This window comes from Ruegeria sp. N10, assembly GCF_056531545.1.
On record NZ_JBQFLY010000010.1, the window covers coordinates 15,396 to 32,697 of the forward strand.

The 17,302-nt window shown below is 55.7% G+C and carries 16 protein-coding genes; 7 read left to right on the forward strand and 9 right to left on the reverse strand.

Annotation, left to right across the window (positions count from 1 at the left end):
• Positions 1–72 precede the first annotated feature (72 nt).
• The 6 genes from ACR0JI_RS13815 to ACR0JI_RS13840 form a co-directional block, all read right to left on the reverse strand.
• Complete coding sequence (locus ACR0JI_RS13815) at positions 73–732, reverse strand: DUF2461 domain-containing protein (protein WP_480473990.1); 660 nt, start codon at positions 730–732, stop codon at positions 73–75.
• Between the two features lie 12 nt (positions 733–744).
• Positions 745–1,089, reverse strand: a complete 345-nt coding sequence (locus ACR0JI_RS13820; protein WP_480494769.1) for a TfoX/Sxy family protein — start codon at positions 1,087–1,089, stop codon at positions 745–747.
• On the reverse strand, positions 1,089–1,310 hold the full coding sequence (locus ACR0JI_RS13825; RefSeq protein ID WP_480473988.1) for an MAPEG family protein: 222 nt from the start codon (positions 1,308–1,310) through the stop codon (positions 1,089–1,091). Before ACR0JI_RS13825 ends, ACR0JI_RS13820 begins: the two co-directional genes overlap by 1 nt.
• Before the next feature lie 24 nt (positions 1,311–1,334).
• Positions 1,335–1,721, reverse strand: a complete 387-nt coding sequence (locus tag ACR0JI_RS13830; RefSeq protein WP_480473987.1) for a VOC family protein — start codon at positions 1,719–1,721, stop codon at positions 1,335–1,337.
• 68 nt (positions 1,722–1,789) lie between these two features.
• Complete coding sequence (locus ACR0JI_RS13835; protein ID WP_480473986.1) at positions 1,790–3,025, reverse strand: RNA polymerase sigma factor; 1,236 nt, start codon at positions 3,023–3,025, stop codon at positions 1,790–1,792.
• Positions 3,026–3,028: 3 nt separating this feature from the next.
• Entirely contained in the window at positions 3,029–3,400 is a 372-nt protein-coding gene (locus ACR0JI_RS13840; protein WP_480473985.1) for a YciI family protein, read from the reverse strand.
• A gap of 228 nt (positions 3,401–3,628) precedes the next feature.
• On the opposite strand from ACR0JI_RS13840, the gene ACR0JI_RS13845 reads away from it, so the two are divergent.
• Positions 3,629–5,851, forward strand: coding sequence for a HEAT repeat domain-containing protein (locus ACR0JI_RS13845; protein WP_480879871.1), 2,223 nt, complete (start codon positions 3,629–3,631; stop codon positions 5,849–5,851).
• Positions 5,852–5,951: 100 nt separating this feature from the next.
• Here ACR0JI_RS13845 and ACR0JI_RS13850 read toward each other — a convergent pair whose 3' ends face one another.
• The gene (locus tag ACR0JI_RS13850) at positions 5,952–6,857 is read right to left on the reverse strand and encodes a LysR substrate-binding domain-containing protein (RefSeq protein ID WP_480473983.1); all 906 of its coding nucleotides are present in this window, start codon (positions 6,855–6,857) and stop codon (positions 5,952–5,954) included.
• Positions 6,858–7,035: 178 nt separating this feature from the next.
• On the opposite strand from ACR0JI_RS13850, the gene ugpB reads away from it, so the two are divergent.
• The 5 genes from ugpB to ACR0JI_RS13875 all read left to right on the forward strand — a co-directional run bounded on the left by ugpB (position 7,036) and on the right by ACR0JI_RS13875 (position 12,142).
• On the forward strand, positions 7,036–8,346 hold the full coding sequence (gene ugpB, locus ACR0JI_RS13855) for a sn-glycerol-3-phosphate ABC transporter substrate-binding protein UgpB (RefSeq protein WP_480494765.1): 1,311 nt from the start codon (positions 7,036–7,038) through the stop codon (positions 8,344–8,346).
• Between the two features lie 63 nt (positions 8,347–8,409).
• Entirely contained in the window at positions 8,410–9,291 is an 882-nt protein-coding gene (ugpA, locus tag ACR0JI_RS13860; RefSeq protein WP_209505975.1) for a sn-glycerol-3-phosphate ABC transporter permease UgpA, read from the forward strand.
• Positions 9,292–9,311: 20 nt separating this feature from the next.
• Positions 9,312–10,148, forward strand: a complete 837-nt coding sequence (gene ugpE, locus ACR0JI_RS13865; RefSeq protein ID WP_267365578.1) for a sn-glycerol-3-phosphate ABC transporter permease UgpE — start codon at positions 9,312–9,314, stop codon at positions 10,146–10,148.
• A gap of 3 nt (positions 10,149–10,151) precedes the next feature.
• Complete coding sequence (ugpC, locus tag ACR0JI_RS13870; RefSeq protein ID WP_480494763.1) at positions 10,152–11,207, forward strand: sn-glycerol-3-phosphate ABC transporter ATP-binding protein UgpC; 1,056 nt, start codon at positions 10,152–10,154, stop codon at positions 11,205–11,207.
• Entirely contained in the window at positions 11,207–12,142 is a 936-nt protein-coding gene (locus tag ACR0JI_RS13875; RefSeq protein ID WP_480494761.1) for a glycerophosphodiester phosphodiesterase family protein, read from the forward strand. The genes ugpC and ACR0JI_RS13875 overlap by 1 nt, the downstream gene beginning before the upstream one ends.
• Before the next feature lie 73 nt (positions 12,143–12,215).
• Here the strand turns inward: ACR0JI_RS13875 and ACR0JI_RS13880 are convergent, their stop codons facing one another.
• The gene (locus ACR0JI_RS13880) at positions 12,216–13,901 is read right to left on the reverse strand and encodes a tryptophan halogenase family protein (protein WP_480494759.1); all 1,686 of its coding nucleotides are present in this window, start codon (positions 13,899–13,901) and stop codon (positions 12,216–12,218) included.
• A gap of 65 nt (positions 13,902–13,966) precedes the next feature.
• Complete coding sequence (locus ACR0JI_RS13885; RefSeq protein WP_480494756.1) at positions 13,967–15,493, reverse strand: malonate--CoA ligase; 1,527 nt, start codon at positions 15,491–15,493, stop codon at positions 13,967–13,969.
• Between the two features lie 280 nt (positions 15,494–15,773).
• Between ACR0JI_RS13885 and ACR0JI_RS13890 the strand changes: the two genes are divergently transcribed.
• On the forward strand, positions 15,774–17,300 hold the full coding sequence (locus tag ACR0JI_RS13890; RefSeq protein WP_480494754.1) for a DUF4153 domain-containing protein: 1,527 nt from the start codon (positions 15,774–15,776) through the stop codon (positions 17,298–17,300).
• Positions 17,301–17,302: the final 2 nt, after the last annotated feature.

The following is a 17,302-nucleotide window of genomic DNA, read 5'->3' on the forward strand; positions in this document are numbered from 1 at the left end:
GCATTGGGCGATTGAGACCGGCACGGCAGTGAGGCCTGTCAAACCTCCGCCCCCCCGTAAACCAGGCAGGGGTTACTCGATCCGAGAAAGTAATTGGAAAACCGGCAAGAGTTGCCCAAAAACACCTTTCGTTCGTTCAATGAGGTTTGGTTCGATAGCTAAGGCAGGATTGCTCAAATCTGTCCAGACGGTAAAGCCTTTGCGGCGCAATGCCTCTTCATTTGGATGATCTTTGTCGAAACCGGAGGGAACACGTTTCAATTCAGGATCCCCGACCCGGAAACCACGCTTTCGCATCTCAGCGGCAAGCTGTATCACCTCTGCCCCATTGGGGCCTGCCATCTCTGTTCGGAAGGCATCCAACGCTTCCTTTTCGTACTGAAACACCCCGCAGCCAAGCGCCAGATCATCGGGTGAGAGACCGAAGAACCACATCGGCGGCTGATCCGCACTCCCGTCTGGAATAAACGCAATATGCAGGTGTGCGTTGTAAGGTGTTTTGTCCTTGGAAAAACGGACATCCCGATGAATACGAAAAATCTTGCTGCTATGGGTCTGGCCGGTCAGATCACGCAAGGCATCCGCCATGTCATTCGCGAACAGCGTGCCTGCCTGCTTCAAATGGGTCTCGTAAGTTGATTTGTTGGCTGCAAACCATTCCTTCGTGTTATTGGCCCGCAAATCCCTGAGAAAACCAAGCGCTTCGGGTGAGAAACTTTCAAACTGAGCCATTGCTTTCTCCGTTCAGTCTTTCGCGGGAAGGGCCGCGGCGTGTTCGAGACAAAGGTGTAACCAGCGCAGCAAAGCGGCGTCATCGCAATCACTCTCATCCACGCGGATAAAACCGCCCAGTTTGCGTGTGCCGTGGATCACTTCTTGGGCCGTGGGATCCGCCAGCGCAATGCTTTCGTTGTCCTTGCCCACCCGGAACATGAACCGGCCCAGCCCGTCGTTATGCCGCCGCGCCCCGCACAGCATGTTGCCGTTCAAGAAAAAGCAATTACCACCCATCATGCGCTTTTCTGAAATGCCCACATGCGCGGCCAAAGCGTCGCGAATGCGGGCGTTGAGGGTTTCATCCACCGGCATCAGCTGGATGCCTCAAGCTGCCGGTGGATTGATGGCGTGAACGGAACATAATCGACGAAGTTTCCATGTGACCGCATTACGCGCACGAACCTGTCGCCCCCATCCCATAGCGGATGGGCAACCGTCCTGAATCGACGCAGGTCAACAGCAATCGCCAGTGGAACGGTTACCCAGTCTAATAACGCTGCAACAACCTGCACAATGTGCGAACTTTGTTCCATCTGCGCCCTCCTTTCAGACAGTTCTCAGGGTCTCATGCTTTCATAGGTGATCAATGCAAAGCGGGCACCTTGGGGGTCGTTCAGCGTGGCCATGCGCCCGACCCCCGGCATATCCATCGCGGGTTGAAGAACGGTGGCGCCTTTGGCTTCGGCCTTTGCAACACTCGCATCCACATCGGTCACTGTGAAGAAGACCGTCCAGCTTCCACGCGCCTCTGGCATTGGTGAAAAGCCTCCGATAGCGGTCTCTCCCACAACTGCGGCTGAATAACTGGACCCATCCTGCATCGGCATATCGCTGATCGTCCAGCCCAGCACATCCTGGTAAAAGGACTTGGCCTTGCTCTGATCCGGCCCGGAATGCCCGATCCATCCTGAATTTCCGACAGCCGTCATCTCAAGTATACTCATGGGTACCTCCGTTGGTTACGCCCGCCACATGCGGGTCTGACCCAAGGACGTATGAGGAGTGTGTGTTCCTACAGGCCCTCCAATTCTTTTTGACTGATTTTGATTTTTTCTTTGATCACGTCACATTCCAACGCGGTGGGGGAAAGCGCCAACACGGTTTCAAAGGCGGAAATGGCGTCTTTATGATCCCCCGCTTCTTGCAAAAGGCCACCTCGCATTGCGTGAAACCAACGATAGTTGGACAACTCCTGTGACAGCGGATCCATTGCTTTCAATGCATAGTGTGGGCCGTATAGCTTGGCCTGTGCGGCAATCTGGTTGAGCCGGATCACCGGTGTCGGCTGTAATGCGTAAAGGGCAGCATAGTGACTTTCGATCAACGCCCAGTTGGTTTCTTTCGATGAGGCGGAACAGGCATGTGCCGCTGCGATTGCAGCCTGGACGATATATACCCCGCGGTGACCAGTCCGCTGGGCTTTTTGCAACAGCGATGTAGCCTCAGCGATATTCGAGCGATCCCAAAGATCGCGGTTCTGATCGTCGAGTGCGACAAGCTTGCCTTCCGCGTCAATCCGGGCCCGGCGCCGGGCGTGTTGAAACAACAATAGCGCCAGCAATGCGGCCTGCTCGCCCATTGCAGGGAACAATGCGACAAGAAGGCGGGCAAGCCGGATCGCTTCTTTGCACAGCGTGAGCTTGATTTGCTGCGGCCCGGCCGAGGTCGACCACCCTTCGCTGAACATCAGATAAACCATTGTCGAGACTTCGCCCAACCGGGCTTGCCTCTCAGCCGGGCTTGGCGTTTCAAAGGCGACCGGGTTATTTGCGATCTTCTTTTTGGCGCGGGTAATGCGCTGCTCCATGGTTTTGGATTTGACCAGAAATCCGCTGGCGATCTCATCGACACTCAGCCCCACGACCACCCGCAAAGCAATGGCGATCTGATCCCGCCGATCCAGTTCCGGATGACAGCAGATGAACAGCAAGCGCAGGACATCGTCCCGCATCTCGTCAGGGTCGGGTGTTTCCGCCGGCATCGGTTGAAACTCCTCTGCGTGGCGCGACAGGATTGCCGTGCGCCGCCGGGATTTGCGTAATTCGTCCAGACCCGCATTCCGGGCCGTGGCCAGAAGCCATGCCAATGGATCACGAGGCGCCCCGTCCTGGGGCCAAACTGCCAAGGCTTTCAGGCAGGCGTCGGCAAAGGCCTCCTCTGCGGTGTCCAAATCCCGAAAAACCCGCGTCAGGGCAGCAATGGCGCGCGGGCGTTGATCAGCAAATGTGGCCTCCAGCCAGTCTGACATGATCTATTCCGACGATATTGCACCCCCGGCCCAGGCCACAGGCCGAACTTCCAGCCGCGCGACCGGTGAAGAGATCAGTTTTGCATGTTCCAACGCTTCCTCAAGGTCTTTGAAGTCAGCGGCGTAAAACCCAAGGAAGTTTTCCTTGGTCTCGGAAAACGGGCCATCGGTGATCAGGGGGGCAGCGCGCTCAGACGTGGCCGGTTCGACCATTACCGCTGACGTTGGCGGCATCATTTTTATCGACACGAACTCTCCGCGTTCCGACAATACTGCTTGCAGGGCGCGATGGCCTGACATCACTTCGTCCTGGCGATCTTTCGGCAATGCCTCGAACACGCCCGGTTCCCCATAAATTGTGATTGCGTAAATCATTTTCGCCTCCTTGCGTTGGTCGCATTGTGCAAGGACGCGCGACGCCATGCAAATCCGACAACGACCAGAACCGACAAAATTACCCAGGCCGCTTTTGTCTGAAAACCCAGCGGCCCGGGCTTCCATTTCCATCCAGATAACAGGTCGGGGGTTTTCAATAACCGGTACAAAACCCGTGTCTTGAAAACCGGTTCCCAGAAAAATGTCCAAATGGTAGGCTGCGAAACTATGGAAAGCCGGCCAAATCGTCGATTAGCAGCCATCTTAGCCGCCGATATCGCAGGCTATTCAAGATTGGTTGGCTTGGATGAAGAAGGCACCATCGACAAGCTGCGCCGGATCCGCGCTGAAGTCATCGAGCCCTTGATCGCCGGGTATTCAGGGCGCATTGCGAACACAGCGGGTGACAGTTTTCTGATCGAATTCCCCAGCGCGGTCGATGCGGTTCGCGCGGCCGTCGCGATACAGGCTGAACTGACGAAAAGAAACTCAGATGCGGAACCCGACCGCGCAATCGTTCTTCGGATCGGTTTGAATGTCGGCGATGTCATCTCAAACGCAGACGACATCCTGGGTGATGGTGTCAACGTGGCCGCACGGCTTGAGGCGCTGGCAGAACCTGGGGGGATTATCGCATCGCAGGCGATTGTCGGATACGCGCGCAACAAGGTGCCCTTCGCCTTTACGCCAATTGGCCCGCAATCCGTCAAGAATATTGCGGACCCCATTGAGGCGTTCCGCGTCGAAACAGATGCGTTGACCCCGGCGGTAAAGCACAAAACGAAGAAAGCACCGCGTCTAATGAAGCTGGCTGCAATCCTGATCGTGTTGGGTGCGACCGGGTATGTCGGGACAAAGACATGGGAAAAGGGTCGGCTGCGCGCCTCTGAGGCACAGATGGCTTACCCACTTCCAGACCTGCCTTCGATCGCCGTGCTTCCGTTGACGAACTTCACCAGCGACGTGTCCAACAAGATGTTGATAGATGGCGTTTCCGAGGATCTGATAACGGACTTATCCCGCATATCAGGGTTATTTGTCATCGCCGGAAACACATCCTTCGCATTTCAGGACCGCGACATTGATGTGGCAGGCTTTGCCGAGAAACTGGGCGTTCGCTATGTCGTTGATGGAAGCCTTAGACGCAGCGGAGAAGGTTTTCGGGTCAACATCCGCCTGACGGACACTTTGAACGGCAGATTGATCTGGGCGGAGCGTTTCGACGGTGAAATCGATGAGGTCTTCGACCTGCAAAACAACATTGTACTGGCGATTGCGCACGAGTTGGATGTTCCGCTCGACACGCAAAGCCGGATTGCTATCGAAAACATAGAAACTGGAAAGATCGAGGCGCGCGAAGCGTTCCAGCGTGGATGGGAGCTTTATTCACGCTTCAATGAACAGGACAATCTGGCCGCAATTCCGCATTTTGAACGCGCGGTCGAGTTGGACCCGAATTATGCGCGCGCCTGGGCGACGTTAGCTCTGGCACACTTGCGACCACACATCTTCCACCACTGGTCAGCCTTTGCAGATGCTGACGAACGGATGCATATCGGACTGTTCTATAAATACTACCGTGAACTGACGCATCAGGACACCTCGCTTATCCATGTTATCAGGGCAATAGTCGCTCTCAACCTTACGGATTGGGAAGGCGCCGAGAGCGTAAGTCGGGGAACAGAAGAAGCGAGGCAAGAAGCCGCGAAAGCCATTGCCCTGCAACCAAGCGACCCCGAAGCGCATGTGACAATGGGATGGGCCTTGATCGCGGGCGGCGAGCCAGAGGAAGGGCTGGCATTTGTGCAGGCCGCAATGCGCTTAGATCCGGAATATCCCAGCCACTACGCGTTATTTCAGGGGGCTGCACTGTTTGCCATGAATGATCTGACTGGTGCAGGGGCCGTTATAATGTCTGAGTTGGACCGAAACCGGCAGGCAGTTGAGTTGATGCCATTTGCAGCGTCGGTTCTGGCCTTGAATGGTGACCGAAGCAACGCGCGCGCAATGATCGAACAATGGCAGGACGGAGAAAACGAGAAAGTTCTGAGCGAAGCGGTACGCGATTATTTCTTTATCGTGCGATGGATCGGCGAGCATCAATATTTGAACAACCGTTTGAAAAAAGGCCTTCGATTGGCCGCGCTTCCGCCGAGTACGACAGTTGCAAGTCTCAAAGCTGATCTGATGCGCGGAGATGCCAAGGAACAACGTGACGCGGCTCAGTCTTTGGCGCTCTTTGGTGCCGACGCAGCTCCAGCCGTTCCGGAACTGATAAAGCTGTTGGGTAGCCCTTCGGTTTTTGTCAGAAAAGAAGCGGCCATCGCCTTGGGTGAAATCGGAGGGAAAGCATCCCCCGCTTTACCTGCATTGGAAGCAAACGCAGACGAGTCTTTGTCGGGAAGATTTGCCGCCCGAGCCATTGAACAAATACGCGGAGCCTCACAATAACGACGACTTTGGGCGCTATCGACCTCTTTGCTCCTGCTGTTATTTGGAGACTGTTGGCTGGAAACCCGGGCAGATATCATTCGCCCCGTTGACCGCAGCCTCAGGCAAGTGTTCTGAACGCATTCAGGCTTTCGCTGAAATGCTCGATGAACTCCAGTGTTATCAAAGACGGCTGCTTCAAAACCGGGCGTACCAGCGAAAGCGTATGCGGCAAGAACGGCTTGAATGGCCTGTAGCTTAGCCCCCGGTCTGTGTAATGGACAGCGTCCAGCTCGCTGACAATTGAAACACCGACGCCTTTTATCGCCAATTCACATGCCGCCGTGAATTGCCGGACTTCGATATGCGAGTTGAGTGTAACATTGGCCTGCTGAAATGCCTTCGAAAGCCGTCCGAAAAAGTCGCTATCGCGCCGCGTATGTATGATGCTCTCATCTGCAAGATCGGAAGGCGTCACCTCCGAGAGGTTCTCAAGTGCGTGATTTTTCGGGAACACGCAAACCGTGCGCACATCGACATTTCTGCTTTCGACTCCAGGATGACCGTTAAAGCCATCGGTGATTCCAAAGTCATATTGTTCGCCGACCATCCATTCCAAAATCCGTTCCGGCCTGTCCGGTTCGATCGTCATAGTAACACCTGGCCGGTCTTTCAGAAAACTTGCCACAACATCCGGCAGATGGCTGGTGGCAAAACCGGGAAGGCAGGCGACGCGGATATGCCCGGCTTTTCGCTGTGTGATATTCTGACTGGCGTCTGATATCTGCTTCATCAATTCCAGAACACGGTCCACGCTGGGTTGCAGATAGCGAACTTCCTGGGTTGGCACCAATCGCCCTTTGCGGCGATCAAAAAGTTGAAATCCAAACGATTTTTCAAGATCCGAAAGCAACCTGCTAACAGCTGGTTGGCTTATCCCCAAATCGGCGGCAGCTGCTGTGACCGAACCATTGGTGGTCACCGCCATGAGCGCTTCCAGTTGCCGAATTCTCAAAGTTTGTCTCATTCCAGACCCGGTGCTGCTTGTACATTCAATGTGTATAACACCGTATTATGATTTTTGCCAAAAAATAGGTCTTGAATTATATTTCTTTAGCGGTAACGTCGTGAAATCGTCATGTGTGTCGAATACGCGTTGAAGTCGGTACTCAACGAAGCATCGAACCTGATGCATGGGAGGAATCATGAAAAAGAATTTGCTTGGCGCTCTTGCCGTTACAACTGCCTTGTCACCCTTGGCGGCAATGGCGCAAACCGAAGTTCAATTCTGGCATGCCTTCACCGGCCGCCTTGGCGAACTTGTCAAAGCGCAGGTTGAAGAGTTCAACGCCGGTCAGGATGAGTTTGTCGTGGTCGAAAGCCACAAGGGCAACTATTCGGAAACCCTGAACGCTGGCATTGCCGCGTTCCGTGCTGGCGAACAGCCACACATCCTGATGGTTTTCGAAGTTGGCACCGCAACGATGATGTCGGCGAAAGGCGCGATCAAGCCGGTCTACGAAGTCATGGCTGAAAGTGGCGCGTCTTTTGATCCCGACGCCTATATCGGTGCGGTGAAAGGTTACTACACCACCACCGACGGAGATATGTTGTCGCTGCCGTTCAACTCTTCCACGCCGGTCTTGTGGGTCAACCGAGATGCCATGCAGGCGGCGGGCGTTGATCCTGACACTGACCTGTCGACTTGGGAAAAAGTCGGCGATGTGCTGGAGCAACTCAAAGCCGGAGGCGAGGACTGCCCGCTGGTGACGGCATGGCAAAGCTGGATTCACCTCGAAAACCTGTCAGCCTATCACAACGTTCCGTTTGCATCGCAGGACAATGGTTTTGCTGGTCTGGACACAGAACTGATGCTGAACGGCCCGGTACAGGTCGCGCACCTGAGCGCCATGGGCGACTGGGCCAAGGATGGGGAATTCATCTATACCGGTCGCAGAAATGAAGGCGGCGCAAACTTCCGGGCCGGTGAGTGTGCCTTGTTCACCGAAAGCTCGGCCGGGTATGCCGGGATCAAAGCCGAGGCCGAGTTCGACTTTGATGTGCGCCCGCTGCCGTATTGGGAAGCGGTCACAAGCGAGCCGCAGAATACCATCATCGGCGGTGCATCCCTTTGGGTGATGGAAGGTCATGATCCCGAAGAATACAAAGGCGTTGGCGAGTTCCTGAGCTTCTTGTCTTCGTCTGACGTTCAGGCGGCATGGCACCAGAATACCGGGTATCTTCCGATTACCGCAGAAGCCGGTGAAGCAACCCGTGCGGCAGGTTTCTATGATGAAAACCCGGGCACCGATATCGCTGTGATCCAGATGACCGCGAAAGAGCCGACAGCAAATTCGAAAGGTCTGCGTCTGGGATCGTTCGATCAAATTCGCGGTATCATCGATGAGGAACTTGAGGCCATCTGGGCCGGCGAGAAAACTGCCCAGGAAGCCATGGACAGCGCAAAAGAACGCGGTGACGCGCTTCTGCGCAGGTTCGAATCGGCGAATCAATAAACCTCTGAAATCCGGTGCGGGCTCGGCAGAGCCCGCATCCACTTTTCCCGGCGGGTCATCAGGATGGAAAAACGCGTCACATTCCGCGGCTGGCTGTTGCCATTGGCGCTGATCGCACCACAGGTCGTCATTTCTGCCGTATTCTTCTTTTATCCCGCTGCACAAGCTGTGTGGCAGTCGCTGTTCATCCCAGATCCGTTTGGGTTGTCGTCCAAGTTCGTAGGTCTGGGCAATTTTGAGTTTCTGCTAAGCGACAAGTTTTATCGCGCATCCTTTGTAACCACGGCCGTGTTTTCGACGCTTGTTACGCTCTGTTCCATGATCCCGGCCCTGTTTCTGGCAGTCATTGCAGATCGGCTGATCAAAGGATCCGGAGCTTATCGGACGTTGCTGATTTGGCCTTATGCAGTCGCACCGGCGGTTGCGGGTGTGCTATGGCTGTTCATGTTCAACACGCGCGTCGGTGTCGTGTCGTGGTATCTTGGACAGCTGGGCTATGACTGGAACCACGTCTTGAATGGCACCGAGGCGATGGGGCTTGTGGTCGTCGCTTCGGCCTGGGGGCGCATCAGTTATAACTTTTTGTTCTTCTTCGCCGCACTCCAGTCGGTTCCGCGGTCGGTCATCGAGGCCGCAGCGATCGATGGCGCACGGTTCTGGCGCAGGTTTTTCACGATTGTCCTGCCGTTGCTGTCACCGACAGCGTTTTTCCTGCTTGTAGTGAATGTGGTCTATGCGTTCTTTGAAACTTTCGGCGTAATCCACACAATCACCGGTGGCGGTCCGCAGCAGGCCACGACCATTCTGGTTTACAAAGTCTTTTCAGACGGGTTCGTCGGTCAGGATCTGGGCTCGTCTTCGGCGCAATCGGTCATTTTGCTGATTGTCGTCGGCCTTCTGACCGTCATTCAGTTCAAGTACGTGGAAAAGAGGGTGCATTACTGATGGCAGCCCAACAGCACGGAATGGTCGAAAAGCGCGGAGCGGGTATCTGGCTGACACATGCCCTGATGATCCTTGGCGTCCTGGTCATCTTCTTTCCGATTTGGCTGGCATTTGTCGCCTCAACCGTTACCCAGCCGGAAGTTGTATCACCACCCATGCCGCTTTTGCCGGGTGATCAGTTCTGGGAGAACTACAAGGCAGCCTTGTTTTCCGGCGTGAATGTCCCCGTCGCAACGATGCTGTTCAACAGCCTTGTGATGGCCATCGGGATCGCAGTGGGCAAGATCGTCATTTCACTGCTGTCGGCATTTGCAATCGTCTATTTCCGCTTTCCCGGTCGAACAACGTTCTTTTGGCTGATCTTCCTGACCCTTATGTTGCCGGTCGAAGTGCGCATCGTTCCGACATTTGAGGTCGTGGCCGGGTTCGGCATGCTCAACAGCTATTACGGGCTGATCTTTCCGCTGATCGCCTCGGCCACGGCGACCTTCCTGTTCCGTCAGTTCTTTCTGACAATCCCGGACGAGCTGGCCGAAGCTGCGCGTGTGGATGGTGCCCGGCCTATGCGGTTTTTCATCGATATCGTCGTACCGATGAGCCGGACAAACATCGCGGCACTGTTCGTCATCCTGTTTATCTATGGGTGGAACCAGTATCTGTGGCCGCTGCTTATCACCACCGACCCTGAAATGAACACCATTGTGATGGGCATCAAGCAGATGTTCCCGTCTGGCGATGATGTAGCTGATTGGCCGGTCATCATGGCAACCTCCATTCTGGCGATGATCCCGCCGGTCATCGTGGTGGTGTCGATGCAAAAGCTCTTTGTCCGCGGCCTTGTCGATAGCGAGAAATAAGAAATGGCAACAGTAACTCTGGAGAATGTCAAAAAGAGCTTTGGCCCGACAGATGTCATACATGGCATCGACATCCAAATCGAAGATGGCGAGTTCATTGTCATCGTCGGCCCTTCGGGTTGTGGGAAATCCACGCTGCTGCGGATGGTGGCAGGGCTTGAGACCGTGACCTCGGGTGAAATCCGGATTGGTGAGGAACGGGCCAACGAAAAAGAGCCGATGGATCGCGACATTGCCATGGTGTTCCAGAACTATGCGCTCTACCCCCATATGTCGGTCCGGCAGAACATGGGCTATGGCCTGAAGATTGCAGGGTTGCCCAAGGCCCAGATCGATCAAAAAGTGACCGAGGCGGCCAGGCTATTGCAGCTTGAACCATTGCTGGACCGCAAACCCAGACAATTGTCAGGCGGCCAACGTCAGAGGGTGGCTATGGGCCGCGCGATTGTCCGTGAACCTGCGGTCTTCCTGTTTGACGAGCCTCTTTCGAACCTGGACGCCAAGCTTCGCGTGCAGATGCGGCTTGAGATTCGTGAGCTCCAGGAAAAACTGGGGATCACGTCGCTTTATGTAACCCACGATCAGGTTGAAGCCATGACAATGGCCGACAGGATGATCGTCATGAACGGCGGTATCGCCGAACAGGTTGGCACACCGCTAGAGGTATACGAAACACCAAGAACCCTGTTTGCGGCGCAGTTCATCGGCAGCCCCGCGATGAATGTCTTTGAAGCCCGACGCGAAAACGGAACCGCCATGATTGGTGAGGTCGCGGTTGGTTCGTCGCCGGGTCCTGATACTGCCTTCAAACTGGGGGTACGACCCGAGCATCTATTGCTGGATGACAATGGCCCGATTGAGGCCACGATTCAGATGGCAGAGCCATTGGGGGCAAACACGCTGTTGCACGGTCAACTGACCGGCTCGGGCGATCCGATCACGATCAGCCTTCCGGGTGTAAATCCGATTGAAGGCCGACATCCGAACATGCGGTTTTCTGTGTCCTCAAACCATTTGCATCTGTTTGACCAATCTACCGGTGAAAGGCTGGAAGGCTGATGGCATTCCCTCAGGTCGAGGCTTTCCGGGGGCGCGACAACCTGATCCGCATCGTAGGCCACCGGGGTGCGCGAGGTGTGTTGCCTGAAAACAGCATGATTGGCTTCGACTTTCCGTTGTCCATTGGCGTGCCGCTTCTGGAGTTTGATGTTGTTCTCACGGCTGACGACATCCCTGTCATAACCCATAATCACCGGCTGCACGCCCCCAGTTTTCGCGATGCTGACGGCCAGTTTCTGACCGGGGAAGAGCCGAAGGTTTCAACCCTGACATTCGAGCAGATTCAGAAGTTCGATGTCGGGCGGTTGGATGGGAATTCTGCCTATGGTCAGCGTTTTCCTGATCAGGCACAAATGGATGGCGTTCGCGTTCCAAGGCTGCTTGACCTGCTGGATCTGGTGAGTGACCCCCAACATAGCGATGCCTGTCTGATGCTCGAGCTGAAGTCGGACCCCGCTTTGGCCCATGACGCGCGCTACAGAGAGAAGTTTGTCCGCCTTGTCCTGCAAGAGGTCCGTTCCAGGGCCCTGTCGTCGCGCGCCGTGCTGCACAGTTTCGACTGGAATCTGTTGGAAGAATGTCAGCGGCAAGCGCCTGATATGCCATCTTCTTATCTGACCCAACTTCCCGAAAACGCCGAGGATGTAGGGGAGGATTCTTCAAAAGCAGTCTGCCCGGATTTTCGAGGCCGCAAAGGCGATATTCCGCTATTGGTCAAGCAAGCGGGCGGCTCACTGTGGTGCCCGTATTATGCAGATGTAACTGCCGAAAACGTCGAACTGGCCAAGGATTTGGGCCTTTGCGTTGCGGTTTGGACGGTCAATGACCCTGTAGACATTGCCAAGATGATCGACCTGCGTGTGGATGCCATTGTTTCTGATTATCCGGGTCGGGTGCAAAGGCACTTGTCTGACCGGGGTATGAGCTGGCGTTAAACCGCCCTGAAGGCCGGGGCTGAATGCCTCGCCCTTCAGTTTATCAAATTTCCTTCGTACGGGCAGAGAACCCCTAGAACAGTTGCAAATCCTTCGCGCCGCTTTGGATTTCAGCAAAGTTCGGCATGTTCTGGATCGTAACAGGTGCGGGTTTCGTGCCCGGCATCGCAACCGTCGGTTTCGCCACGTTCGCCATTCCAAAGACCGGTTTTTCCAGCTCCCCCCGGATATCGCGCAGCAGCGTTTTATGATCCGGCATCACTTTGACGATCTGCGCAAGATCCTCTTTCGCACGCTGCATGCCCTGGAACCAGATCACTTTCTTCAACGGCCGCAAACGATCTCGGATGCCGGTACCGTAACCCGTATCATAGACCTGTTTGCCCAACAGAACCGTCTGGTACACGCGATGATCAAACAGCGTGGCAAATTCCACATCGTGATCCATCGGCAGACGGTGCTGCCACAATTCCAGATTCTCGGCCAGGCGATCCGGTATCTTCATCTCTGTTCGCGCGTCGATCCAATACGGGTCATCCTTTCGGTTACCCAATCGGTAATGCAGGCAGATGAATTCCAGAACCTCGTTATAAAGCTTATCCATCTGCCGGTTGTATCTTGCCCGCAGCGACGGGGCGACGTCGCGCGTCGGCAAGTGTTCTGCAAACCAGCGTACTGCGTGGTCAATCATGTGGATCGCGGTACTTTCCAACGGCTCGATAAACCCGCCGGACAGACCGATTGCCACACAATTCTTGACCCAGGCATTGCGCACGCGCCCGACGCGCATCGGGATGATCCGCGGCGTCAAACCCTTACCGCTGTCACCCAGCCATTCAAGATATTCGTCTGCCGCCTGATCATCCGTTCGATGCGCCGACGAGAACACATAGCCCGTACCCACGCGATTGTAGAGCGGCACCCGCCATGTCCATCCCGCGCCCAGCGCGGTCGACCGCGTGAGGCTTTCGATCTTGTTGGGATTGCGGTGTTCGACCTGCAACGCCATGGCGCGATCATTAGGCAAATAGTCCGAATAATCCAAGAACGGCTCGCCCAGCGCCTGATTGATGATCAAACCGCGGAACCCGGTGCAATCGATGACCATTTCGATGTCATGACGGCCCGCGCGCTCCAGCATCAGATGGCTGACGTTGCCCTGTTCATCCAGCTCGACTTTCTGTACCTCGTCCTGGATATGCTCGACGCCGCGCTTGGTGCAGACCGTGGTAAGCATGCCCGCAAACTTCACGGCATCCAGATGATAGGCATAGCCAAAACGCTGTTCAAACTCGGGCTGACCCAGCTGCCGCGCGCCTTTGCACAGACGGCCCAGATGATCGTGGGGCGAGATGGACTGTGTAAAGTCCCGTTCTCCGTTGCAAAAGCGCAGGAAATACTCGGCGGCGTCCAACCCTTCCAGCATCTGGCCATGGGCAAAGGGGTTCACGTAATCGATGCGTTTTCCTTTGGGGTCCTTGTTCCAGTTGCAGAACTTCACGCCCAGCTTGAAGGACGCGTTCGTCTCGCGAAAAAAATCCCGTTCGGAAATGCCCGCCTGACGGAGCGTGACCGGCATGCGCGGCACCGTAGCCTCACCCACACCCACGGTCGAAATATTAGGGCTTTCGATCAGGCAGATATGTGGCCGGTCCGCTGTTGATGAAGTGCGTGAAAACACCATGTCCAGGATCAACGCGGTCATCCAGCCTGCCGTGCCGCCACCTACGATGGTGATCTTGCGCAAACGATTGTTCATATTCTTCTATCCCCATTGGTTTTGAGGACTATATCAAGTTTCCAACGCTTATCTAGGCTCTGCCATTATGTGCCTTGTGACCCGGCTTTGAACATGTCCCTGAACTGGTCGCGCAAGATGTTCTTTTGGACTTTTCCCATTGTATTGCGGGGCAATTCATCCAGTTGAATAAGCGTGCGGGGATGTTTGAACCGCGCCAGGCTGTCGCGCACAGTATCCATCAACGCGTCGAGATCCGGAGATTGCCCAGGTTCGGCAACAATCAGGCCCAGCACGGTTTCGCCGAAGTCGGGATGCGGCACGCCGATCACTGCGCTCTCCAGAACACCGGGCTGGCTGTCCAGAACCAGCTCAATTTCCTTGGGGTAGATATTGTAGCCACCCGAGATGATCAGGTCCTTGTTGCGCCCGACAATATGGACATACCCATCTTCGTCGACCCGTCCCAGATCACCGGTGATGAAGAACCCGTTTTCACGCAGCTCGGCAGCCGTCTTTTCCGGCATCTGCCAATATCCCTTGAACACGTTCGGACCACGCACTTCGATCTCGCCGATTTCACCCTGCGGCAAAGGGTTACCGTCTGCATCGCATATCTTTAGTTCCACCCCCGGCAAGGGAAACCCGACCGTGCCCGCGCGACGTTCGCCGTCATAGGGGTTCGAGGTGTTCATATTGGTTTCGGTCATGCCATAGCGTTCTAGGATACGATGACCGGTACGCTCCTTGAATTGTGTATGGGTATCCGCCAGCAGAGGGGCTGAGCCCGATACGAACAGGCGCATATGTTCGGTCAGCCCCCTGGTAAAACGCGCGTCTGCCAGCAGGCGCGTGTAGAAGGTTGGCACGCCCATCATCGACGTGGCTCCGGGCATCCTGTCAATGATCTGATCAGGGTCGAATTTTGGCAGCCAGATCATGCTTCCGCCAACCGCCAGAATGATATTGGTGGCCACAAACAGACCATGTGTGTGAAAGATAGGCAACGCGTGCAACAGAACGTCTTCGGACGCAAACCGCCACTCTTCGACCAGTGTCCGCGCATTGGACAGCAGGTTGTTCTGGGTCAGCATCGCCCCCTTTGAACGTCCGGTGGTGCCCGACGTGTAAAGAAACGCCGCCAGATCCTCACCGTCCCGATCCACGGTCGCAAAGCTGTCTGGCATTGCAGCCGCCAAATCCATCAGCGAGCCAGAGCCATCCGCATTTAGCGTTTCGACCCTGCCCCCAAAACGCGCGGCAATCGGGGTCAGTTGGTCTTTGCTTCGGCCATCACAGACAACAAGTGACGCGCCGCTGTTTTCGATGAAATACGTCAGTTCGTCCACGGTATAGGCGGTGTTCAGCGGCAGGAAAACCAGACCGGCCTGCGCACATGCCGCGTAAAGCGCCAGCGCCTCAGGCGATTTATCGACCTGAGCCGCAACGCGGTCTCCGGGTTTTAGACCCAGTTGCGTGGCCACATGGGCGATCCGGGCGGCTGTGCTCAGAAAGTTTCGATAGGTGATGGTCGTCCCGTCTGTCAGGTACAGGAAAGCCGTATCTTTGCCGGTGTGAATGCCAAACAGATCATCATAGAGAGGGTTAGCCATGTTCGATCCTCCGTTTCCTCAGCCATAACGGCGAACCGCTTCTCAGGGGAAGGTTCAACTGTGTCACACTGCGCTTTTGCTTGCAGTTCAATGTCTGGACACGTCGCATTTACTGCGCAGCGCGAGTTGCAGCTCGGAAATCGTGGTTGGTAAAGCCTTTCACCGCCTCTGCACATTTTCTGCACGAAAGCCCCATGAAGGCTGCGGATACGTCGCGCCAAAGATGCAAGCGCCACAGGCAATCTGCCGGGAACACAAACCTGCAAGCAGGAGACAGGACATGAGGCAGGAACTGACAATTCGCGGCGTACCGGACAGCATCGTGCTGGACGCGTGGTGGCTGGGAAAGATGGACGAAGCCCCCCGATGGGGAGGCAATAGACGACAGCAGGGTGGTTCTCTGATGTCCACGCTGAAAATGCGCCATGCAATCCCGCTTCTTGCATCGCTGGTTGCGCTTGCTGATTGGTTGTTTTGGGAACAGCCGCTAGGCATTTCAGTCACGGTCTTCATGCTGGTTTTGTCCGCCGCGATCATGGCGATGAAACCCCGGCGTGCGACTGCAAAGGAGTGGCTCATAGCCGCCGCATTTGCCTTGATCACCAACCTTCCGGTAGTCATCGATTTGCAGCTTCTATCTTTATTGTTCAGCCTTGCTGGTTTGGTCAGTCTGGCGACCTGGGCGCTCTTCGGTCAGACCGTAAATGAACGTCTGCTGCTGCGCACCGCCCTGCGCCTGCCTTCCATCGGCGCGACGCTTTTGCTGCGCGACACATGTCGTACCGCTGTGGCCGCCGATCTTGGGTCCGACAGCCGCCGCCACGCAGCCTCGCTGGCCTTGCCGTTGCTATTGGGCGCGGTCTTCCTTGCTTTGCTGGCCGCCGCCAATCCAGTGCTGGAAGACCTTCTGGCTGAGCTGGACCCAAGTCTTTTGTTCGAAGGGTACTTCTGGCTGCGACTTCTGTTCTGGAGTGTAATGGCCTCGCTGCTGTGGCCGTTCCTAAACCTCAGCGATCCATGGCTGGGCGGCATTGCCCGTCCCGCCACCATGCCCAAGACAGGCCCAAGCCGGGCCGCATTTCTGGTCAATCCAATCTCGGTGCGCAATTCGCTGTTGCTGTTCAACCTGATGTTCCTTGTGCAAACCGTGATGGACCTCGGCATCCTGACCGGCGGTGTATCCCTGCCTCAAGGGATGAGCTATGCCGCTTATGCCCACCGAGGCGCTTATCCGCTGGTGGTGACGGCCCTTTTGGCGGGCGTATTCACTCTGGTCACTCACAGCATGATCGGCGCGGACCGGACGTTGCGCTTTCTGATCTACATGTGGTTGGCGCAGAACATGTTCCTGGTGCTGACAGCTGCCATCCGGCTGCATCATTACGTCGACGCCTATGCGCTTACCTATTTGCGGGTCGCCGCCTTTATCTGGATGGCACTGGTTCTCACCGGCCTGCTGCTGACCGTGGTGCAAATCCATCGCGGCTTCGGTGCAACCTGGCTTCTGCGGCGTTGTTTTGCAGCGCTGCTGGTGGTCTTGTATACCTGCAACTTTGTGAATTTCGCATCAGTCATTGCCAGCTACAATCTGAGCCACGGCAGCGCTCTGATGCAACAGGACACTGGTTACATATGCAGCCTTGGCGCTGATGCTTACCCCGCTATCCGCGATCATGAAACCAGAACGGGACAGCAAGTCTGTGACGCGTGGATGCGATATGATCTGAAAAAGGATGCAATCACCAACTGGCGCGAATGGGGCTTTCGGAGATGGCGAATCCAAGCCTATTATCAGCAGCAGAGTTGAAG